Annotated in this window: 20 protein-coding genes and 1 rRNA gene; 17 read left to right on the top strand and 4 right to left on the bottom strand. The window is 71.7% G+C overall.

Annotated elements, in window-relative coordinates:
- Positions 1–141: 141 nt before the first annotated feature.
- The 9 genes from rrf (at position 142) to ACZ4VT_RS09885 (ending at position 7,238) form a co-directional block, all read left to right on the top strand.
- Positions 142–258 (top strand): 5S ribosomal RNA (rrf, locus tag ACZ4VT_RS09925).
- Positions 259–556: 298 nt separating this feature from the next.
- Positions 557–1,210, top strand: a complete 654-nt coding sequence (locus ACZ4VT_RS09920; protein WP_467948145.1) for an HAD family hydrolase — start codon at positions 557–559, stop codon at positions 1,208–1,210.
- 43 nt (positions 1,211–1,253) lie between these two features.
- Positions 1,254–2,489, top strand: a complete 1,236-nt coding sequence (locus ACZ4VT_RS09915; RefSeq protein ID WP_467948143.1) for an MFS transporter — start codon at positions 1,254–1,256, stop codon at positions 2,487–2,489.
- The gene (locus tag ACZ4VT_RS09910; protein WP_467948164.1) at positions 2,461–3,609 is read left to right on the top strand and encodes an acetoin utilization protein AcuC; all 1,149 of its coding nucleotides are present in this window, start codon (positions 2,461–2,463) and stop codon (positions 3,607–3,609) included. The genes ACZ4VT_RS09915 and ACZ4VT_RS09910 overlap by 29 nt, the downstream gene beginning before the upstream one ends.
- A gap of 96 nt (positions 3,610–3,705) precedes the next feature.
- A complete protein-coding gene (locus tag ACZ4VT_RS09905; protein ID WP_362814697.1) occupies positions 3,706–4,536 on the top strand; it encodes a phosphatase in 831 nt (276 codons plus the stop codon).
- A 114-nt stretch (positions 4,537–4,650) separates the two neighbouring features.
- Complete coding sequence (locus ACZ4VT_RS09900) at positions 4,651–4,860, top strand: helix-turn-helix domain-containing protein (RefSeq protein ID WP_008738568.1); 210 nt, start codon at positions 4,651–4,653, stop codon at positions 4,858–4,860.
- A 121-nt stretch (positions 4,861–4,981) separates the two neighbouring features.
- The gene (locus ACZ4VT_RS09895) at positions 4,982–5,080 is read left to right on the top strand and encodes a 30S ribosomal protein bS22 (RefSeq protein WP_003948845.1); all 99 of its coding nucleotides are present in this window, start codon (positions 4,982–4,984) and stop codon (positions 5,078–5,080) included.
- Positions 5,081–5,175: 95 nt separating this feature from the next.
- Complete coding sequence (locus ACZ4VT_RS09890; RefSeq protein ID WP_467948141.1) at positions 5,176–6,252, top strand: NAD-dependent epimerase/dehydratase family protein; 1,077 nt, start codon at positions 5,176–5,178, stop codon at positions 6,250–6,252.
- Positions 6,252–7,238, top strand: coding sequence for a lysophospholipid acyltransferase family protein (locus ACZ4VT_RS09885; RefSeq protein ID WP_467948140.1), 987 nt, complete (start codon positions 6,252–6,254; stop codon positions 7,236–7,238). Before ACZ4VT_RS09890 ends, ACZ4VT_RS09885 begins: the two co-directional genes overlap by 1 nt.
- A 51-nt stretch (positions 7,239–7,289) precedes the next feature.
- Here ACZ4VT_RS09885 and ACZ4VT_RS09880 read toward each other — a convergent pair whose 3' ends face one another.
- The 3 genes from ACZ4VT_RS09880 to ACZ4VT_RS09870 all read right to left on the bottom strand — a co-directional run bounded on the left by ACZ4VT_RS09880 (position 7,290) and on the right by ACZ4VT_RS09870 (position 10,916).
- A complete protein-coding gene (locus tag ACZ4VT_RS09880) occupies positions 7,290–8,492 on the bottom strand; it encodes a DUF5667 domain-containing protein (protein WP_467948139.1) in 1,203 nt (400 codons plus the stop codon).
- 235 nt (positions 8,493–8,727) lie between these two features.
- Positions 8,728–9,543: an ECF subfamily RNA polymerase sigma factor, BldN family gene (locus tag ACZ4VT_RS09875; protein ID WP_030721275.1), complete on the bottom strand. Its 816-nt coding sequence runs from the start codon at positions 9,541–9,543 to the stop codon at positions 8,728–8,730.
- Positions 9,544–9,962: 419 nt separating this feature from the next.
- Positions 9,963–10,916, bottom strand: a complete 954-nt coding sequence (locus ACZ4VT_RS09870) for an HAD family hydrolase (protein WP_467948137.1) — start codon at positions 10,914–10,916, stop codon at positions 9,963–9,965.
- A gap of 80 nt (positions 10,917–10,996) precedes the next feature.
- On the opposite strand from ACZ4VT_RS09870, the gene ACZ4VT_RS09865 reads away from it, so the two are divergent.
- The 7 genes from ACZ4VT_RS09865 (at position 10,997) to hemB (ending at position 19,436) form a co-directional block, all read left to right on the top strand.
- Positions 10,997–11,275 carry a glutaredoxin family protein gene (locus tag ACZ4VT_RS09865; protein ID WP_351302573.1) on the top strand — a complete coding sequence of 93 codons (279 nt, stop codon included), beginning with the start codon at positions 10,997–10,999 and terminating at the stop codon, positions 11,273–11,275.
- Positions 11,276–11,548: 273 nt separating this feature from the next.
- Positions 11,549–12,358: a redox-sensing transcriptional repressor Rex gene (locus tag ACZ4VT_RS09860; protein WP_388841119.1), complete on the top strand. Its 810-nt coding sequence runs from the start codon at positions 11,549–11,551 to the stop codon at positions 12,356–12,358.
- Entirely contained in the window at positions 12,355–14,070 is a 1,716-nt protein-coding gene (locus tag ACZ4VT_RS09855) for a glutamyl-tRNA reductase (RefSeq protein WP_467948134.1), read from the top strand. Before ACZ4VT_RS09860 ends, ACZ4VT_RS09855 begins: the two co-directional genes overlap by 4 nt.
- On the top strand, positions 14,067–15,035 hold the full coding sequence (gene hemC, locus ACZ4VT_RS09850) for a hydroxymethylbilane synthase (RefSeq protein WP_467948132.1): 969 nt from the start codon (positions 14,067–14,069) through the stop codon (positions 15,033–15,035). Before ACZ4VT_RS09855 ends, hemC begins: the two co-directional genes overlap by 4 nt.
- Positions 15,032–16,699, top strand: a complete 1,668-nt coding sequence (locus ACZ4VT_RS09845) for a bifunctional uroporphyrinogen-III C-methyltransferase/uroporphyrinogen-III synthase (protein WP_362814713.1) — start codon at positions 15,032–15,034, stop codon at positions 16,697–16,699. Before hemC ends, ACZ4VT_RS09845 begins: the two co-directional genes overlap by 4 nt.
- A gap of 286 nt (positions 16,700–16,985) precedes the next feature.
- Positions 16,986–18,395: a HEAT repeat domain-containing protein gene (locus ACZ4VT_RS09840; RefSeq protein WP_467948130.1), complete on the top strand. Its 1,410-nt coding sequence runs from the start codon at positions 16,986–16,988 to the stop codon at positions 18,393–18,395.
- A gap of 42 nt (positions 18,396–18,437) precedes the next feature.
- On the top strand, positions 18,438–19,436 hold the full coding sequence (gene hemB / locus ACZ4VT_RS09835) for a porphobilinogen synthase (RefSeq protein ID WP_467948129.1): 999 nt from the start codon (positions 18,438–18,440) through the stop codon (positions 19,434–19,436).
- 6 nt (positions 19,437–19,442) lie between these two features.
- Here hemB and ACZ4VT_RS09830 read toward each other — a convergent pair whose 3' ends face one another.
- Positions 19,443–19,787: a hypothetical protein gene (locus ACZ4VT_RS09830; protein WP_467948127.1), complete on the bottom strand. Its 345-nt coding sequence runs from the start codon at positions 19,785–19,787 to the stop codon at positions 19,443–19,445.
- A 129-nt stretch (positions 19,788–19,916) separates the two neighbouring features.
- Here ACZ4VT_RS09830 and ACZ4VT_RS09825 point away from each other — a divergent pair, with 129 nt between their 5' ends.
- A complete protein-coding gene (locus ACZ4VT_RS09825) occupies positions 19,917–20,303 on the top strand; it encodes a WXG100 family type VII secretion target (protein WP_467948125.1) in 387 nt (128 codons plus the stop codon).
- The last annotated feature ends 6 nt before the right edge of the window (positions 20,304–20,309 follow it).

Raw genomic sequence — 20,309 nt, 5'->3', positions numbered from 1 at the left:
CCAGATGTGGAAGCCCGGTAACGGGTGAAGCTGACTGGTACTAATAGGCCGAGGGCTTGTCCTCAGTTGCTCGCGTCCACTGTGTTAGTTCTGAAATAACGAACAGCTGTGTCCATAGCCAGCGTTCAAATTTCATAGTGTTTCGGTGGTCATAGCGTTAGGGAAACGCCCGGTTACATTCCGAACCCGGAAGCTAAGCCTTTCAGCGCCGATGGTACTGCAGGGGGGACCCTGTGGGAGAGTAGGACGCCGCCGAACAATCATTGTGGGAAAGCCCCGCACCAAGCCTTCGGGCTCGGTGCGGGGCTTTTCTGCGTTTACGACCCGCCGAGCTCGGCGCGAGACCGCCTCACCAGTCGGCTGGATAGCTTTTGAGGCTGCTCACGTGAGGCAGCTCTGACCTTCGGTGGTCTGCACCTTCCAGTGGTCTTCTGGTGGTGCCCGACCCGACCAGCGTATCCAGCTGGACCGGGCGGTCCGTGAATCTTCTGCCTTTCGTCCGTTCACCAGCTCCGGGTTGCCGTGGACCTGAGCTGACGGCTCGTAGGGTTGGGGTATGGGCTATGACCTCGTCATCTTCGACAACGACGGCGTGCTGGTGGACAGTGAGCCGCTCGCCAACAGCGTCCTCGCCGGGTATCTGAACGAGCTGGGGCACACGACCACGTACGAGGACTCGCTCCGCGACTACATGGGGGCGGCCGTGCACCGGGTGCACGACCTCGTCCAGGAGCGGACCGGGGAGCGGCTGCCCACGGACTTCGACGCGACGCTGGCCGCGCGGACCATCGCCGCGTTCGAGCGGGAGCTGAAGCCGGTCGCCGGCATCGAGGACGTGCTCGGGGCGCTGACCGCGAGCGGGGTCGGATACTGCCTCGCCTCCTCCGGGAGCCACGAGCGGATCAGGGCCGGGCACCTGGCGGCGGGGATCGACGGGTGGTTCGAGGAGGAGTGGATCTTCAGCTCCGAGGACGTGGGCCAGGGCAAGCCGGCACCCGATCTGTTCCTGCACGCGGCACGGCAGATGGGCGTCGAGCCCGCGCGGTGCGTCGTCATCGAGGACAGCCCGCGCGGGATCCAGGCCGCCGTCGCCGCCGGCATGGACGTGTACGCGTACACCGCGATGCTTCCCGCCGAGCAGCTGCCCGGGGCCACCGGGTACTTCGGGGACATGATGCAGGTCCCGCTGCTCCTGCAACTGCCTGTGTGATCGCTCTACCCACGGGTAGCCCCGGGGCCTACGCTGACGCGCCATGACGGACGATGTGCGGCTGCGGCGCGGCCGCGGCGCTCTGGGATTCAGTTTCTTCGCGCAGGGCGTGGCCTTCGCGCTGCTCGTGACCCGGATCCCGGCCATCCAGGACCGGTACGGGATATCCGACGGGCTGCTGCCCGTCTTCCTCGCGGCCGTGCCGATCCTCGCCGGGGTGTCGAGCGTGGCCACCGAGCACCTGGTGAAGCGGGTGGCGCCCAGTGCCGTACTGCGGTGGGCGCAGCCGCTCGTGCTGCTGTCCCTGCTGGGTGTCGGGACCGGCACCCAGATGTGGCACGTGGCGGTGGCCCTGGGGGCGTTCGGGCTGTCGGTGGGTGCGCTGGACGCCTCGATGAACATGCTCGGGGTCAGCCTCCAGCGGGCGTACGGGCGGAGCATCATGCTGGGCTTCCACGCCGCGTACAGCCTCGGCGGGATCCTGGGTGCGTCGGCGGCGTGGGCCGGGGCGCACTGGCACCTGAGCCTGTTCACCGGTTATCTGCCGGCGGTGGTCGTGCTGGTGCCGCTCGTGGTGGCGCTGAGCGGACGTTACGTGGACGGTACGGGCCCCGGCGACGCGCAGGAGAAGGAGAAGGAGAAGGGGCTGGGCAACGGCGGGTTCAAGCTGCTGCTGCCGCTCTGCCTGGTGATGGCGTGCGCGTACATCGGTGACTCGACGGTGGCGAACTGGAGTGCCAAGTACCTCCAGGACGTGCTCGGGAGCTCGGAGCAGATGGCGACCGTCCCCTACAACGTCTACATGGTGACCACCCTCATCGGGCGGGCCGTCGGGGACCTGGGCGTGCGCCGCTTCGGGGCCGCGGCCGTGGTGCGGGCCGGGACGCTGGTCGCCGCGGCCGGCTTCGCCGTCGTCGCGGCCGCGCCGGGGGCGTGGGTGGGGATGCTCGGCTTCACGCTGGTGGGGATCGGGCTGTGCGTGATCGTGCCGCAGACCTTCGCCGCGGCGGGGCGGTTGTTCCCGGGGGCGTCCGACACGGCCGTCGCGCGGCTCAATATCTTCAACTACGTCGGCTTCCTGATCGGGTCGCCGCTCGTCGGGGCGGTCGGCGACGCCTGGAGCTACCGGGGCGCGATGCTGGTGCCGATGGCGCTGGTGCTGGTGACCTTGCTCCAAGCCCGCTCGTTCGGCTCCGAGCAGGCCCGATACGGTGTCCGGCATGAGCGGCGAGCCGGTGACCGGGCTGTTGATGTGGGACGAGGCGGTAACGAGGTATGACTTCGGACCGAGCCATCCGATGGCCCCGGTGCGCCTGGCGCTGACCATGGGCCTGGTGCGTGCCTTCGGGCTGGACCGGGCCATGGAGGTACGGGCGGCCCCCGCGGCCGGCGACTCGACGCTGCGGCTGGTCCACCGGGAGGACTACGTCGCCGCGGTGCGCGAGGTGTCAGCGGACCCGGGGATCGCCGACGGGTCGTACGGGCTGGGCACCGTCGACGATCCGGCCTTCCACGGCATGCACGAGGCGTCGGCGCTGATCGCCGGGCAGTCCGTGGCGGGCGCGGAGGCGCTGTGGCACGGGGAGGCGGAGCACGCGGTGAACTTCGCGGGCGGGCTGCACCACGCCATGCCGGGCGGGGCGGCCGGCTTCTGCGTGTACAACGACGCGTCGCTGGCGATCGCGCGGCTGCTGGAGCTGGGGGCGGAGCGGGTCGCGTACGTGGATGTGGACGTCCATCACGGGGACGGCGTGCAGGCGGCCTTCTGGGACGACCCGCGGGTGCTGACGATCTCGATGCACGAGCATCCGCGGACGCTGTTCCCGCAGACCGGCTGGCCGGAGGAGACCGGGGGGCCGGCGGCCGAGGGGTCGGCGGTGAACATCGCGCTGCCCGCCGGGACCGGGGACGAGGGGTGGCTGCGGGCCTTCCACGGCGTCGTGCCGGAGCTGTTGGCGGACTTCCGGCCGCAGGTGCTGGTGACCCAGCACGGGGCCGATACGCACTTCGAGGACCCCCTCGCGCACCTGGCGGTCTCGCTGGACGCCCAGCGGGCCGTGCAGGAAGCCTGTCACCGGCTCGCGCACGAGTACGCGGACGGGCGGTGGCTGGCGCTGGGCGGCGGCGGGTACGCGGTGGTGGACGTCGTGCCGAGGTCGTGGACGCACCTGGTGGCGATCGCCGCGCACCGGCCGGTGGACCCGGCGGCGGCGGTCCCGGCGTCGTGGCGGGACGAGGTGTACGCGCGGACGCGGCAGTTGGCGCCGGCCCGGATGACCGACGGGCGGACGCCTTCGTGGCGTGACTGGGACGCGGGCTACGACCCGGCGGACCGTACGGATCAGGCCGTTCTCGCGACGCGTCGGGCGGTCTTCCCGCTGCGCGGGATGCTGACCTGACCCCTCCTTGGTGACCTTGATGCATCGTTACGCCAACTGTGGGGCTGTTCGCCGGAATTGATGACCTGCCAGATGTGTTGGGGGCAGCATCGGAGGGTGTTGAGCACCGGCGCGCTGCGTGCGCATCTGCTGGCCGCCCGGTTGGCCGGGCCCGTCGCCACCTCCCGGGAGGAGAGCCTGCGCAGTTACCGGCTGTTCGCGGCGCGTGATCCGCGGGTGCTGCTGGGGCTGGAGCCGGAGTGGGGCTGGGGCGAGGGTGACCTGCTGAGGCTGATGGCGGACAAGTGCGGTGTCTCGGCGGACCCCGCGCACGTCAGCGGGCCGGACGTGATCGATCCGGAGCGGACGGTGGCCGCGCTGGAGGCCTTCGCGGGGCGGCTGCGGGAGGCGGCGCGGGCGCGGTCGCCGGTGCTGTTCGGGACCGGTCATCCGCACCGGCTCCTGGGCTTCTACGCCGGTTTGGCCGAGGCGATGTCGGCGGCGGGATGTGTTGTCCTCACCCCGGCGCAGGGGGTGAGTGTCGACATGACGACCCGGTTCGGCGTACGCACGTACCGCATCGAATACGTACGGGGGGTCGCGCTGGTGCGGGAACCCGGCGCGCGGCTGCCGGGGAGTGCGACCGGCGTGCACACCCATTCGCCCCTGCCGGTTCGGATGGCTTTGGGGGCCCTCGCGGAGGCCGGCGGGCCGCTGCCGGAGCTGGTCGTGGGGGACCACGGGTGGGTCTGCGGCGCAGGTCAGCTCGGTGTGGAGGCGATCGGGCTGGCGGACACGGATGATCCCGCGCTGTTCGTCGGGGAGGCCGAGGGGCGGGTGTCGGTGGCCGTTCCACTTGATGACGCGGTGCGAGCGGACTACTACCGACCGCTTACGCGCTACGTTCTCGGCAGGGCGAGCCTGACGGCCCGGCAGGAGTGGCCGTAGCTCCTCTTCCCCACTCGTATCACGCGCCCCTACTCTGGGGAGTGAGCGTGCGACGACGAGGAGTAACCGGAGGGGAAGCCGGTGCCCGTCATGCGCGGAAGGTCAAGGTGTGTCATGGCTGCTGGCGAGAGGCCTCTCAGCGAGGTTCAGTTCCTGACCGTGGCGGAGGTTGCCTCGGTGATGCGAGTGTCGAAGATGACCGTGTACCGGTTGGTGCACAACGGTCATCTGCCCGCAATCCGGGTGGGCCGGTCCTTCCGGGTCCCCGAAAACGCGGTCCACGAGTACCTCCGAGAGTCCTATGTGGGGGTGGAGTCGGCCTGAGACTGACCCCGGCACGCCCTCGGATTACAAGCTCAGAGCTCGGGACGGTAGGCTAGGCCGACGTAGGTCGTGTGGGCCCCGACGCCCCGCACCGAATGAAGAGAAGTGAGCGAGGGTAGTCGTGGGCTCTGTTATCAAGAAGCGGCGCAAGCGGATGGCTAAGAAGAAGCACCGCAAGCTGCTCAAGCGCACCCGCGTCCAGCGCCGTAACAAGAAGTAAACGGCAGCTGTACGTGTTCTCCGCAGCCCCTCCACCATCCTGGTGGAGGGGCTGCGGTGCAGCCGGGGGACTTCTTCGAGGGAGGCGCTGAGCTCGTGGGGAAGGTCGTACTCGTCACCGGGGCAGCCCGGCAGCTGGGCGGCCGCTTCGTGCGCCGGATCCAGCGTGACCCGGACGTCGAACGGGTGATCGCGGTGGACGCGGTGACACCGCCGCACCGGCTGGGATCGGCGGAGTTCGTCCGTACGGACATCAGACAGTCGGCGATCGTCCGCGTGCTCGCCGAGCACGCCGTGGACACGGTGGTCCACCTGGCGGTCACCGGGAGCGCCGCGGGCGCCGGCGGCGCGCGCAGCGCCGTCAAGGAAACGAACGTCATCGGGACGATGCAGCTCCTCGGGGCCTGCCAGAAGTCGCCGACGGTACGACGGCTCGTGGTGAAGTCCAGTACCAGCGTGTACGGGGGCACCTCCAGGGACCCGGCCGTCTTCACCGAGACCACCGAACCGAAATCGCTGCCGGCGGGCGGCTTCGCCAAGGACGCCGCCGAGGTCGAGGGATACGTACGCGGCTTCGCGCGCAGGCGGCCCGACGTCGCGGTGTGCGTACTGCGGTTCGCGAACATCCTGGGGCCCTTCGCGGACTCGGCGCTCGCCGAGTACTTCTCGATCCCGGTGATGCCGACCGTGCTGGGCTACGACCCGCGGCTGCAGTTCGTGCACGAGGACGACGTCCTCGACGTGCTGCGGCTCGCCGCACAGGAGCCCCGACGCGGAACGCTGAACAGCGGGACCTTCAACATCGCGGGTGACGGCGTACTGCTGCTGTCGCAGTGCTCGCGGCGGCTGGGGCGGCCCACGGTGCCGCTGCTGCTGCCCGCGCTGACGTGGGTGGGCTCCGCGCTGCGGGCGGTCGGGGTCACGGAGTTCTCGGCGGAGCAGATGCAGCTGCTGACGCACGGCCGGGTCGTGGAGACCTCGCAGATGCGGGAGGTCCTCGGCTTCGAGCCGCTCTACACGACGGCGGAGACCTTCTCGGACTTCGCGCGGAGCCGGGGGAGCGGGCTGCTGCCGCCGGAGCGGGTCGGGCGGGCCGTGGACCGGATGGCGGCCATGCTGGGGGCGGACGGGCTTGATGTCGATGCCGACGCGGTTGAAGGAGCGAAGCGATAGTGGCGGACGCCAAGGTCATTCCGTTCGACGAGGACCGGCCGCGCCGGCGGATCCCCCGCCGGGTACGCGCGGTGTCCGCCCCCGAGCCGGTGGAGCCGCTGCCGGCCCCCGAGCCGGCGCCGGAGCCGGCTGCGGCGGGGTCCGCTGACGGCTGGGACCGGCGGATCGCGGGCGGGCTGTCGTTCCTGCGGCGGCGGATCACCGGGGACTACGAGGTCGACGAGTTCGGCTACGACAAGGAACTGACGGACCAGGTCCTGATGTCCCTGATGCGGCCGCTCTACGACAAGTACTTCCGCGTCGAGGTCAGGGGCATCGAGAACATTCCGGCGGAGGGCGGCGCGCTGATCGTGGCCAACCACTCCGGGACGCTCCCGCTGGACGGGCTGATGCTCCAGGTCGCCGTGCACGACCGCCACCCGGCACAGCGCCACCTGCGGCTGCTGGCGGCCGACCTGGTGTTCATGCTGCCCGTGGTCAACGAGCTGGCCCGGAAGGCGGGGCACACCCTGGCGTGCGCGGAGGACGCGCAGCGGCTGCTGGAGGCCGGGGAACTCGTCGGTGTGATGCCGGAGGGCTTCAAGGGGATAGGGAAGCCGTTCGGGGACCGGTACAAGCTGCAGCGCTTCGGCCGGGGCGGGTTCGTGTCGACGGCGCTGCGGGCGGGCACACCGATCGTGCCGTGCTCGATCGTGGGGGCCGAGGAGATCTACCCGATGGTCGGCAACGCGAAGACCCTCGCCCGGCTGTTGGGGGTCCCGTACTTCCCGATCACGCCGACGTTTCCGTGGCTGGGGCCCTTGGGGGCCGTGCCGTTGCCGACGAAGTGGACGATCCAGTTCGGCGAGCCGATTTCCACGGCGGGGTATGCGGCCGAGGCGGCGGAGGATCCGATGCTGATGTTCAACCTGACGGATCAGGTGCGGGAGCAGATCCAGCACACGCTGTACAAGCTGCTCGTGCAGCGGCGGTCCGTCTTCTTCTGACCCGCCGCCGGAGGACGAGGGCGGGGCTGCTCGCGCAGCCCCGCCCTTCCTCTACTCCGCGTCCTCCGCACCCAGGCCCAGGCCCGGGAGGATGCCCGGGAGGAGGGGCGGGAGGGTGATGTCCGGACGGGCTTGCTCCGGGGCACCCGAGGGGGGCGGGGCCGACTCTCCCGTGGGCGGGTTGAGCAGGTCGCCCGTACCGCCCAGGAGGCCGCCGACCGGTGGCCGGGTGCTGCCCGAGGGGGACGGCGCGGGGCTGCCGGAGGGCGTTCCCGCGGCCGGGGCGGACTGGTGCGCTCCGGTGGGGGTGCCCGGCTTGGTGGAGGTACTGCCGGGCGTGCCGGTGCCGCGGGTCTGCTCCGGTGGCTTGGGGAGCAGGCTCTGGAGCGGCGCCACGTCTTCGTCTATGGCCTGGAAGACCGACTCCACCTCACCGCCCACGTCCGTGAGTTGTGCCGGGAGCCTTTCGCGGAGCTTGCCCCACGCGTCGCGGTGGGAGCGGGAGAACGACGACAGCTTCTGGATCGGGCCGAGCGAGCCGTCCCGTTCGTATGCCGCCTGGAGGAGCCGGTGGCCCTCCTCCGCGTCGTGCTTCACGCCCGCCAGGGCCCGGCGGATCGCGCCCAGGGACTCGTGGTCCAGGTCGCCCAGCCGGCCCCGTTCCATCAGCCTGCGGGCTTCCGACAGACGGTTCGAGGCCTGGTCGAGATAGAGCTCGCCCCGGTCCGCGTCGTCGTCGGCCATCCCCAGCTTCAGGTCCTCCATGCCCCGCTTCACGGGGTAGAGGTGGTCACCGGGCAGGGCGTCGGTACTGGCAGCGGCCACGCCGCTGAAGGCCCCCGCGGCCACACCCACGGTGAGGCCGCCCGCTGCGATGCCCTTCGACCAGCGGGAGCGGGGCCGCAATTTCCGGAGCGGGGCCGCCCGGTGGGCGCCGCGGCCGGTCCGCTGCTCGGGCACCAGAGGGTCCGAGGCGGCACCGCCCCCGGCCCTCTCTTCCAACACCATGGCCTCCATGGCGGCAACGAGCTGGGCTCGCTGCACCACCTTGACCTCGGGGTCCAGCACCGGGCGCGGCATTCTTTCGCCGAGCACGCTCGCCAGGGCCAACAACCGGTCGTGGTCGGCAGGTTCGGCAGGTGCCTCGGACTGCTCGGCCGCCGAGTCCGGTTCCGAAAGGTCGGACGGGGTCCGATCTTCCAGGGCCTGGGCGAAGGCGTTCGCCCGCCGGTGCGGAGTCACGTTCGCGATCACTGGCGGCACCTCCTCTCGTCATGACGATCGACTCCCCAAGGTGTCCGGAAGGTTGCCTTCCTTGAGCACATCCACACTTTCGAGTGAGCGGCTTCGGGTAGGGCGTGTCCACAGGGAGTCTGCATTCCGCACAACGAGCGTCGCGGCACTTGGGTTACGGACGAAGGATGATCGGACCACAGCGTCATCGAGGGGTCACCGGATGTATGTGAGGTTGTGTTGATTTATGAGGGGGTCAGCGGGCGTCGTCCGGGAGGAGGCGGGCCAGCGTGCGGACCGCCCGGTACTGGAGCGTCTTGATCGCTCCTTCGTTCTTTCCCATGACCCGGGCCGTCTCGGCGACCGAGAGGCCCTGCAGGAAGCGCAGGGTCACGCACTCCTGCTGCTGCGGATTGAGCTTCCGTACGGCCTCCAGCAGGGCCGCGTTGGAGAGGGACTCCAGGACGGAGTCCTCGGGGCTGCGCTCGACCTCGTTGGCGTCGAGCATCTCGCCGGTGGTGACCTCCAGCCGGAAGCGGCTGGACTTGAAGTGGTCCGCCACCAGGTTCCGGGCGATCGTCACGAGCCAGGCGCCGAAGTCGCGGCCCTGCCAGGTGAAGGTGGAGATCCGGCGCAGCGCGCGCAGGAAGGTCTCGCTGGTGAGGTCCTCCGCGGTCGCCTTCCCTCCGACCCGGTAGTAGATGTAGCGGTAGACCGTGTCGCTGTACTGGTCGTAGAGGCGGCCGAAGGCGTCGGCCTCGCCCGCCTGGGCGCGTTCGACCAGGTCCATCATGCGGGCCTGGTCGCTGTCCGCCGTGGGGCGGCGGGGGGTGGCCTGGGTGCTCGTGCCGGCTGCGCCGTTCGAGCCCCCGGCCGCGCGGCCTCGTCTGCCCACCGTCGCTCCGCCGTCGGTCAGGGCATAGCAAGGACCGGCCGGGCCGATACCGGCGGGGACCGCGGCGGCGAAGGCGGGGACGGCGTACGCGGTGGGGACGAAGCCGCGCAGGTGGTCGAGGACCGTTGCGCGCAGCTGAGCCAGGCCCGAGGCGTCAACCCCGACAGGTGGGTACACGGGACTCCCAGAGGCAGAGCTTCCATCACGTGCAGTGCGGAACCGTTCACCCGTCGTGGCGACAGATGGCCGGTGGCATGCGTTTGAGGAGAATAACGCTTCGTACAGGCAGTGCTACACCCAGTTGCTCAAATCACCGGTTCCGACACTTCTGTTGCGTGTCGAGGGCATATTCAGTCGCTGTTGGTGATCGATTCTTGATCGCTTGGGCGCGCGGAATGGACGCTTCCAAGGAGGCTCGCGACCGAGTCGGGCAGGCCGGAGTGCCCTGTCCCCTCCGGGGGTAGAGCCCGGGGAATGCCTCTGGGCCGGTGGGCAGGGAGCGTGCGGGGCGGCGGCGGGGTGCCCGCGGGGCGCCGCGCGGCGGACGTGCGAGGGCTCCGGTGCTGGCGGCGGCCGGTATGCCGGGCCTGCCGTTGTTACTTGCGGCGGCGGTGCAGGGCGATGGCGGCGGCCGCGCCGCCCGCGATCGCGCCGACGCCGGCGGCCGCCGGGACGCCGACCTTCACGGCCTTGCGGCCGGTCCGATAGTCGCGCAGCCGCCAGTCGTTGGTCCGGGCATGCTTGCGCAGTTTTGTGTCCGGATTGATCGCGTACGGATGTCCGACCAGCGACAGCATCGGGATGTCGTTGTGCGAATCGCTGTACGCGGCGCAGCGCGCGAGGTCCAGGCCCTCGGCGGCGGCCAGGGCGCGGACCGCCTCGGCCTTGGCGGGGCCGTGCAGCGGCTCGCCGACCAGGCGGCCGGTGTAGACCCCTTCGATGGACTCGGCGACGGTGCCCAGGGCGCCGGTCAGGCCCAGCCTGCGGGCGATGATCGTGGCCGTCTCCACGGGGGCCGCGGTGACCAGCCACACCTTCTGGCCGGCGTCGAGGTGGGCCTGGGCCAGGGCGCGGGTGCCCGGCCAGATCCGCTCGGCCATGTACTCGTCGTAGATCTCCTCGCCGATGGCCATCAGCTCGGAGACCTTGTGGCCCTTGACGATGGACAGGGCGCTGTCGCGGGCGTCCTGCATGTGCTCGGGGTCCTCGACCCCGGCGAGCCGGAACCAGGCCTGCTGCCAGGCGAATCGGGCGAGTTCGCGGCGCTGGAAGAACTCGCGCTTGTAGAGGCCGCGGCCGAAGTGGAAGATCGCGGCGCCCTGCATGACGGTGTTGTCGAGGTCGAAGAAGGCGGCGGCGAGGTCGTCGCCCGCGACCGGGAACTCGGGCTCGGCCGGCGGCCCTTCCAGGGCTGCCTCGACCGCCGGCGCCTCGGCCCCGGCTTCGACCAGCGCGGTCTTGCGGGCGGCCTCCGCAGAGGCCTCGCCTGCCAGCACGCTCCGCGCGGTTGCGGAGCGTCTACGAGGGGTGAGCCATCCGAGAGCGGCCATGCGGCGAGCATAGCCACTGTGTTCGGAAGTTCCCGAACCGATGGGAAACGGAGGCGTTAACACTTCGGGAGAATGAAGCCATGAGCCCTTTGTTGCGCCGTAAGGAAAAGAAGCGTCCCGGCGAGCGGATGGTGACGCTGATCGGCAAGCCCGGGTGTCACCTGTGCGACGAGGCCGAGGAGGTGGTCGCGAAGGTCTGCGCCGAGACCGGGGCGCAGTGGGAGAAGAAGGACATCTCGCAGGACGAGGAGCTGTACCGGCTGCACTGGGAGCAGATCCCGGTGGTGCTCGTCGACGGCGAACAGCACACCTTCTGGAGGGTGAACCCGGACCGGCTCCGGCGGGCGTTGGAGGCTTGACCCCTTTGCCGGTTACCATCATGGGCGATTTGTGGGGCCTCGGGGGCGTATCTGTGAGGAGTGTGCACGGTTTTGCCCCCTTTGGGATTTGAACGGGTTCGGCGTGCCGCCGGTTCCGGGTTTCCGCGCCGAGGTCGCGTGACCCCGGTCACTTTGCTCGGACAAAGCGGACACAATCTTTGTGCACGCGTTCACAAAGGCATAGCCTGCTGTCGACGGGGCGGTCTTGGGACAAGTGACCGCCTGCAGCCCCGCTCATCCCGCAGGAGCATCGTGGCAACTGGCCGAACTCACCGACCGGCGACCCGCAGCCGAGGTATTCCCGAGGCCACTGTCGCCCGGCTTCCGCTGTACTTGCGTGCCCTCACCGCGCTCTCCGAGCGATCGGTGCCCACGGTGTCCTCCGAGGAGCTCGCGGCCGCCGCCGGAGTCAACTCCGCGAAGCTGCGCAAGGACTTCTCGTACCTCGGTTCCTACGGCACCCGCGGCGTCGGCTACGACGTGGAATACCTCGTCTACCAGATCTCCCGCGAGCTCGGCCTGACCCAGGACTGGCCGGTCGTCATCGTCGGCATCGGTAACCTCGGTGCCGCGCTCGCCAACTACGGCGGCTTCTCCGCGCGCGGCTTCCGCGTCGCGGCCCTCATCGACGCTGACCCGGCGATGGCCGGCAAGCCGGTCGCGGGCATGGCCGTGCAGCACACCGATGATCTGGAGAAGATCATCGAGGAGAACGGTGTCTCGATCGGCGTCATCGCGACGCCGGCCGGTGCGGCCCAGCAGGTCAGCGAGCGGCTGATCGCGGCCGGAGTCACCTCCATCCTGAACTTCGCGCCGACCGTGCTGTCCGTGCCCGACGGCGTGGACGTGCGCAAGGTCGACCTCTCCATCGAGCTCCAGATCCTGGCGTTCCACGAGCAGCGCAAGGCCGGCGAGGAAGCGGCCGCCGCCGCTGCCGCCGGCGGCTCCTCCGTGGGCGGCGCCGCCCCCGCCGCGGCCGTCGTGCCGCCGGCCGGGCGCGCGGCAGCCGAGGCGCGCAAGGGCAACCCCGACGGTGACCACCCGGCGGTGATGCCGGCATGAGTCTGCTCGTCGTAGGGCTGAGCCACCGCAGCGCACCCGTGAGCGTCCTGGAGCGGGCCTCGCTGTCCGCGGACGCCAAGATCAAGCTGCTGCACGACACCCTCGCCGCGGAACCGGCGGCGGAGGCGGCGGTGCTCGCCACGTGCAACCGGATCGAGCTGTACGCGGACGTGGACAAGTTCCACGCGGGTGTGGCGGAGCTGTCCACGCTGCTGGCCCAGCACAGCGGGGTGGCGCTCGAAGAGCTCACTCCGTACCTGTACGTGCACTACGAGGACCGGGCGGTGCACCACCTGTTCTCGGTGGCGTGCGGCCTGGACTCGATGGTCGTGGGCGAGGGGCAGATCCTCGGCCAGATCAAGGACGCGCTGGCGCTGGGGCAGGAGCTGCACACCGCCGGCCGGCTGATCAACGACCTGTTCCAGCAGGCGCTGCGGGTCGGCAAGCGGGCGCACTCGGAGACCGGGATCGACCGCGCGGGCCAGTCGCTGGTGACCTTCGGGCTGGAGCAGCTGGCCGTGCGGACGCCGGTCACGGAGTGGGCGGCCGGGAAGCGGGCGCTGGTGATCGGTGCCGGGTCGATGTCCTCGCTGGCGGCGGCGACGCTGGCGCGGGTCGGCGTCGCCGAGATCGTGGTGGCGAACCGGACCGGCGAGCGGGCGGAGCGGCTGGCGGAGATTCTGGTTGCCTCAGGCACGGGTGTGCGGGCTTCGGCCGTGCCGATGGCTGAGGTCGCGGATGAGCTGACACGAGTCGACGTGGTCGTGTCCTGCACCGGGGCTACCGGGCTCGTGCTGACCGCCGATGACGTGCTCGCCGCCGTGACCTGGGGCGCTGCCCCAGACCCCGCGTCTCAAACGCCGGCGGGGCTGGATGTGCCGGCGGGGCTGGATGTGCCGGCCGGGCCGGATGTGCCTGTCGGGCTGGCTTCCACTGGGGTGGATGCAGCCGTCGTCGCGCGGCTGGCTGCCGCTGCGTTGACGCACGGCCGCCTGGCTGATGCCGGGGCGGCTCGGACGATCAGTGCTGCCGTCGAGGCCGACGGGTGTCCGGTGGGGCCCGATGGGCGGGCCGCGCTGACCGGGGTCGACGCGAACTCCCTCGAACTGCACGGGACCTGGGCCGACCAGGGCGAGGCCGCCGCGCAGCGGCAGCCCCGCAAGGGCGCCCGCAGCCAGGTCGACGTGGCGCCCGTACGGCTGGCCCTGCTGGACCTGGCCATGCCGCGCGACATCGACGCCGCCGTGCACCGGATCCCCGGGGTGCGCCTCGTCGACATCGAAAGCCTGGCCGAGGCGTCGGCCGACGCCCCGATGGCGGCCGACGTCGACGCCGTACGCGGCATAGTCGCCGAGGAAGTGGCCGCCTTCGGGGCCGCACAGCGGGCAGCGCACATCACGCCCACCGTCGTGGCCCTGCGGGCGATGGCGGCCGAGGTCGTGGCCATGGAAGTGGCTCGGCTCGACGGGCGGGTGCCCGACCTCGACGAACGGCAGCGGGCAGAGGTCACGCAGACCGTGCGCCGTGTCGTCGACAAGCTCCTCCACGCGCCGACCGTGCGCGTCAAGCAGCTCGCCAGCGAGCCCGGCGGCGCCGGGTACGCGGAGGCGCTGCGCGAACTCTTCGACCTCGACCCTCAGACGGTTGCTTCCGTCAGCCGGGCGGACGCGGCCGATCCGATGAACGACGACGACCCAGGACGGGCATCATGAACACACGTCCCGACCAGCCGCTGCGGCTCGGTACGCGGCGGAGCAAGCTGGCCATGTCCCAGTCGGGGCACGTCGCCGACGCGGTACGGGCGATCACCGGCCGGGCCGTCGAGCTCGTGGAGATCACGACCTACGGCGACGTCTCGCGCGAGCACCTCGCGCAGATCGGCGGCACGGGCGTGTTCGTCACCGCCCTGCGCGACGCGCTGCTGCGCGGTGAGGTCGACTTCGCCGTGCACTCGCTGAAGGACCTGCCGACCGCGCAGCCCGACGACCTCGTGATCGCGGCGATGCCGCTGCGCGAGGACGCCCGGGACGCGCTCGTCGCGCGGGACGGCCTGACCTTCGACCAGCTGCCCGACGGTGCCCGCATCGGCACCGGGTCGCCGCGGCGCACCGCCCAGCTCAACCACCTGGCGCTGTCGCTCGGCAAGCGGATCGAGACGGTGCCCATCCGCGGCAACGTCGACACCCGGATCGGCTTCGTCCGCGACGGCGAGCTCGACGCCGTCGTGCTCGCGGCCGCCGGCCTCAACCGGATCGGTCGCGGTGACGAGGCGACCGACCTGCTCTCCGTCGACAGCGTCCTGCCGGCCCCCGGCCAGGGTGCCCTGGCCGTGGAGTGCCTCGCGTCCGATACGGACCTCATCGCCGCGCTCGGCGAACTCGACGACCCGCACACCCGGGCCGCCGTGACCGCCGAGCGTTCTCTGCTCGCCGCCCTGGAGGCCGGCTGCAGCGCACCCGTGGGCGCGTTCGCCGATCTCCTGGCCGACGGCCAGATTGTCAATGAAATGCGCCTGCGCGGCGTCGTCGGAACCCTCGACGGCGCGACGCTGGTGCAGCTGTCCACCACCGGTCCCGTGCCCCAGTCGTACGACGAGGCCATGGCGCTCGGCCGCGAACTCGCGGACGAGATGCTGGCCAAGGGCGCGGCCGGTCTGATGGGGGAGCGATCGCTTTGAACCCCTCAATTCCGACCACCTCCGCCTATCCGGCCGTCGCCGCCCACGGACGCGTCACCTTCCTCGGTGCCGGCCCCGGCGACCCGGGTCTGCTGACGCTGCGCGCCGTCGAGGCGCTCGCCGCCGCGGACGTACTGATCGCGGAGCCCGAGGTGCTCGAGGTCGTACGGACGCATGCGCGCGCGAATGTCGACACGCCGCAGCTGACGATTGCTGACGAAGTGTCAGCAGCCGCCGGGGTCCCGGTGATCCGGGACGCGGCCAATCTTGTCATGGAGGCCGCACGCTCCGGCAGGCGGGTCGTACGTGCCGTCACGGGCGACCCCGGGCTCGACGGCAACGCGGCCGAGGAGATGCTCGTCTGCGCCACCGCCGGCATCCCCTTCGAGGTGGTGCCCGGAGTCGCGACCGCGGTCGGTGTGCCCGCGTACGCCGGTGTCCCGCTGCGCGACAAGCAGGGCGCGGACGTCCGCTTCGTCGACGCGAAGACCGCCTCGGCGCGCTGCTGGAGCGAGGTCGGCGCGAGCGACGGGATCCTCGTCGTCTCCGCGACGCTGGAGACCGTCTCGGCGGCCGCCGCCGAGCTGGTGAGCGCCGGGCGCAAGCCCGACACCCCGCTGACGGTGACCGTCGCCGGCACCACCACGCGGCAGCGGACCTGGTGCGCGACGCTGGGCACGATCGCCCAGGTGTTCAAGCAGGGCAAGGTGCTCCCGTCCCCCGAGGGCGCCCGGCCCGTCATAGCCGTGGTCGGTGAGCACAGCGCCGCCGCGCGGCGCGAGGACCTGGCGTGGTTCGAGTCGAAGCCGCTGTTCGGCTGGCGGGTCCTCGTACCGCGCACCAAGGAGCAGGCCGCCTCGCTCTCCGACCAACTGCGTTCGTACGGCGCGGTGCCGCACGAGGTGCCGACCATCGCCGTGGAGCCGCCGCGCACCCCGCAGCAGATGGAGCGCGCGGTGAAGGGCCTGGTGACGGGCCGCTACGAGTGGATCGCCTTCACCTCGGTCAACGCCGTGAAGGCCGTCCGCGAGAAGTTCGAGGAGTACGGGCTCGACGCGCGCGCCTTCGCGGGCATCAAGGTCGCCGCGGTGGGCGAGCAGACCGCGGCCGCGCTGGTGGAGTTCGGCGTGAAGCCGGACCTGGTGCCGAGCGGTGAGCAGTCCGCGGCCGGACTGCTGGAGGACTGGCCGCCGTACGACCCGGTCTTCGACCCGATCGACCGCGTGTTCCTGCCGCGCGCCGACATCGCGACCGAGACGCTGGTCGCCGGGCTGATCGAGCTCGGGTGGGAGGTCGACGACGTCACGGCCTACCGGACCGTGCGGGCGTCGCCGCCGCCGGCGGACACGCGTGAGGCGATCAAGGGCGGCGGGTTCGACGCCGTGCTCTTCACCTCGTCGAGCACCGTGCGGAACCTGGTGGGCATCGCCGGCAAGCCGCACAACGTGACCGTCATCGCGTGTATCGGGCCGGCGACGGCCAAGACGGCGGAGGAGCACGGGCTGCGGGTCGATGTCCTGTCGCCGGAGCCGAGCGTCAGCAAGCTGGCGGAGGCCCTCGCCGAGTACGGTGCGGCGCGCCGCGAGGCGGCCAAGGAGGCCGGCGAGACGGTGTTCCGGCCGAGCGAGCGCAGGCCGGGGGCGCGGCGTCGCCGTACCACCTAGCGGTGGGCTGAGCAGTGAGCAGTGAGCAGTGATGTGGGCGGGGTTCGGCGCTGGTGCGCCGGGCCCCGCCCTTGTCGTGCCGGGGGCGGTCGCAGGGGTGGGGCCGGGCGCGCGCCGGGGCGTCTCCTCGGACGCCGAACGTGACGAGGGGTCGGAGAGAGGGGCGGGAGTGCGTTCGGCGCCCTGCGGGGATCGCCCCGACACACACCCGGCCCCGCCGGAGCCAATCCGGTTGTGCCCATGGGCCGGACCCGTGGAGGATCACGGCCGGACGAGGGGGTGGCGGGTGGCGGGACTGGGCGTCCGGCTGGCGGAGGCGGTACGGGTGGGGGGCGCCGCGGAGGTGCGCGCCCTGATCGAGGCGGGAGCGGATCCGGACGCGGCGGGCGCCGACGGGCTGCCGGTGCTCTGCGCGGCGGTGGAGGCGTTCGCGCACGAGGTGGCCGAGGCTCTGGTGGAGGGCGGCGCGGACCCGCACCGGCGGCTGCCGGACGGGACGACCCCGCTGCTGCGGGCCGTCGAGAGCGGCTCCCCGGCGACGGTCTCGGCGGTCGACCACGGGGTGCTGCGGTTGCCTCGGGAACAGCGGGAGCGGCTGCTCGCCACGGCCCGGCACTGGTACGAGACGGGCGCGGAGACGGAACTGCGCCGCCGCACGGGCGCGCGGGGCCCGGCGCGCACCGGTCGCGTGCGGGACGGCGAACACCTCCACGTCGAGACGGTCATGCTCGGCGGGCGGACCGTACGGGCCGGGCACGGAGCGGTCCTCACCGAGCTGGAGCAGGAGCTGCGGATCCTGACGCCGGTGGAGGAGCTGGTGGCCCGTGCGGTGCGGCACGCGGACGACCACGTCGACTGGTCCGCCTCCTGCTGGGCCCTGGCCTGCCGGCGGAGCCCCGAGACGTGGTCGCAGGTGGTGGCGTTCCACCGGCACCCCTCACCCGTGCACCGCGCCTTCGTCGTCGACTTCCTCGGCTACGGGGTGATGCAGGCCGGCCTGAGCACGCACCCGCGCTGGTACGAGCGGGAGCGGGGCCGGCTGCTCGCCTCGTGGGCGCGGACGGAGACCGATGGCGGTGTCCTGGCCGGCCTGCTCGCGCTCATGTCCCGCGAGGAGGTTCCGGGTGCGCCGGCCATCGTGCTGCGGCACGCGGGGCATCCGGATCCGCGGGTGCGCCGGGAGGTGCCCGCCCTCTTCGACCCGCCATGGACCGGCGGCGCCGCCGCGGCCCTGCGCGTCCTCGCCGGCGACCCGGAACCGGCGGTGCGGGCCGCCGCCGCCCACGCACTGGGCCGGCCGGAGGTGTGGTCGGGGGAGGACCGGGAGCTGCTGGTGTCCCTGTTCGGGGACCCGGACCCGCAGGTGCGGAGCACGGCCTCCTACGCCGTGGCCTCGGGCCGCGACCGTTCACCGGCCGCCACCGAGGCCCTGTTCGGACTCCTCGCCGCGGACGAGCAGGTGCTGCGCCTGAACGGGGCGTTCGGGCTCGCCCTGCGGGACGACCCGCGCACCCCCGAGGCGTACGGGCGGGTGGGGCCACGGGGCCGGGAGCACGAGCACGACCACCGCTGGGACGGCCTGTGGCGGTGGAGCATGCGCAACGAGCGCGGCAGTGACCAGCGGGCGGACCGGCCGGGTCCCCCCCACCGCCGCGCGCAGCCCCGCGCGGACGTGTCCCGGCCGGGCTCCCCCTAGGCTGGGGGCGACTGTTCTCGATGCTCGAAGAGGCGACTGAAGATGAGCACGTACGGATCCTTCCCCGGCTCGCGGCCCCGCCGGCTGCGCACCACCCCGGCGATGCGGCGGATGGTCGCGGAGAACCGGCTGCACCCCTCGGACCTGATCCTCCCCGCGTTCGTACGCGAGGGCATCAGCGAGCCCCTGGCGATCTCGGCGATGCCCGGCGTCGTCCAGCACACCCGGGACACGCTGCGGAAGGCCGCCGTGGAGGCGGTCGAGGCGGGGGTCGCGGGGATCATGCTGTTCGGTGTCCCGGCCGACGAGAACAAGGACGCGCTGGGCACGGCGGGCACGGAGCCGGACGGGATCCTGCAGGTCGCGATCCGCGATGTGAAGGCCGAGGTCGGGGACGACCTGGTGATCATGTCGGACCTGTGCCTGGACGAGTACACCGATCACGGGCACTGCGGCGTGCTGGACGAGCACAGGCGGGTGGACAACGACGCGACGCTGGAGCGGTACGCCGAGATGGCGCAGGTCCAGGCCGACGCGGGCGTGCACGTGGTGGGCCCGAGCGGGATGATGGACGGTCAGGTCGGCGTCGTCCGCGACGCGCTGGACGAGACCGGGCACGAGGACGTCTCGATCCTCGCGTACACGGCGAAGTACTCGTCCGCCTTCTACGGGCCCTTCCGGGAGGCCGTCGCCTCCTCGCTGCAGGGCGACCGCAAGACGTACCAGCAGGACCCGGCCAACGCCCGGGAGTCCCTGCGGGAGCTGGCCCTCGATCTGGAGGAGGGCGCGGACATGGTCATGGTCAAGCCGGCCGGCCCCTACCTCGACATCCTGTACCGGGTCGCGCAGGCGGTGGACGTCCCGGTGGCGGCGTACCAGATCAGCGGCGAGTTCGCGATGATCGAGGCGGCCGCGGAGAAGGGCTGGATCGAGCGCGACCGGGCCATCCTGGAGACCCTGCTGGGCATCAAGCGGGCGGGCGCCGACACGATCCTCACCTACTGGGCGACCGAGGTCGCCGGCTGGCTGCGCAACGCCTGATCCGCTCTACGGCCAGTCGACGAGGCCGTTGAAGACGACGAAGTCGAAGACGACGGCCGCCGGGGCGACGACGGCCAGCCACACCCTGGCGGCGGCGTGCCGCCGCTGCCAGGGCAGCGCCCACGCGGCGGCCAACACGGCCAGGACCAGCAGCAGTCCGAAGCCGAAGGTGCCGAAGGCGGTCCCGTACGAGGCGTCGAACCGGTCGCTCGCCGCTTCACCGCAGGAGTCGCAGGCCATCGGCGACAGCCCGACGAAGAAGAACGCGACGGCCGCGAGCGGCAGCGTGAGCAGGGTGGAGACGAGCGGCGCGACGAACGCACGGGGGTGGCGGGCGGTGTCCGGGGTCATGGATCCAGTGAACTCCTTGCGAAGACATGGAACATGAGTGCGCATACTCAGGTGACTCCGGTGGTCCACCTGCGAAACTCTTAGGCGTACGTACGTATGTGGCGTGGCAGCGCCGAAGAGGGGGTGGACATGACGGACGGCGATCTGAGGGTCTCGGAGGACGGCCTCACCAAGCTCGCGGACGACCTCGATGCGATGCAGGGTCATCTGGAGCGCCAGATCCGGAACATGGACCGGGTGGTCGACAGCATCGCGGCGGGCTGGCAAGGGCCCACGGCCACGGCGTACCGCGCCCTGCACCGGGGGGCCGCCGAGGACGCCGTGCGGATCCGGCAGGTGCTCGCCCTCCTCGAACGGGCGACCAGGGCCTCGCGGGACGGGTTCACGGCCCAGGAGCTGGAGGTCCTGGCCGCGTTCAGGCGCGTCCAGAGCCAGGAGGACGTGACCGCGTCCGCCGCGGAGCTGACCGTGCCGGACCAGCCGGCCGCCCCGCACAGCCGTCTGCAGGACATCTGAGAGCAG

This window comes from Streptomyces sp. NPDC029164, from assembly GCF_055563995.1.
Note: the sequence above shows the minus strand (reverse complement) of the source record. Positions and strands in the feature narration are given on the sequence as shown.

Bases quoted from the DNA above. Each gene is read 5' to 3' on its own strand.
- ACZ4VT_RS09920 (WP_467948145.1), top strand. From the start codon at position 557: ATGGGCTATGACCTCGTCATCTTCGACAACGACGGCGTGCTGGTGGAC.
- ACZ4VT_RS09915 (WP_467948143.1), top strand. From the start codon at position 1,254: ATGACGGACGATGTGCGGCTGCGGCGCGGCCGCGGCGCTCTGGGATTC.
- ACZ4VT_RS09910 (WP_467948164.1), top strand. From the start codon at position 2,461: ATGTGGGACGAGGCGGTAACGAGGTATGACTTCGGACCGAGCCATCCG.
- ACZ4VT_RS09900 (WP_008738568.1), top strand. From the start codon at position 4,651: ATGGCTGCTGGCGAGAGGCCTCTCAGCGAGGTTCAGTTCCTGACCGTG.
- ACZ4VT_RS09870 (WP_467948137.1), bottom strand. From the start codon at position 10,916: ATGGCCGCTCTCGGATGGCTCACCCCTCGTAGACGCTCCGCAACCGCG.
- ACZ4VT_RS09865 (WP_351302573.1), top strand. From the start codon at position 10,997: ATGAGCCCTTTGTTGCGCCGTAAGGAAAAGAAGCGTCCCGGCGAGCGG.
- ACZ4VT_RS09855 (WP_467948134.1), top strand. From the start codon at position 12,355: ATGAGTCTGCTCGTCGTAGGGCTGAGCCACCGCAGCGCACCCGTGAGC.
- hemC (WP_467948132.1), top strand. From the start codon at position 14,067: ATGAACACACGTCCCGACCAGCCGCTGCGGCTCGGTACGCGGCGGAGC.
- hemB (WP_467948129.1), top strand. From the start codon at position 18,438: ATGAGCACGTACGGATCCTTCCCCGGCTCGCGGCCCCGCCGGCTGCGC.
- ACZ4VT_RS09830 (WP_467948127.1), bottom strand. From the start codon at position 19,787: ATGACCCCGGACACCGCCCGCCACCCCCGTGCGTTCGTCGCGCCGCTC.
- ACZ4VT_RS09825 (WP_467948125.1), top strand. From the start codon at position 19,917: ATGACGGACGGCGATCTGAGGGTCTCGGAGGACGGCCTCACCAAGCTC.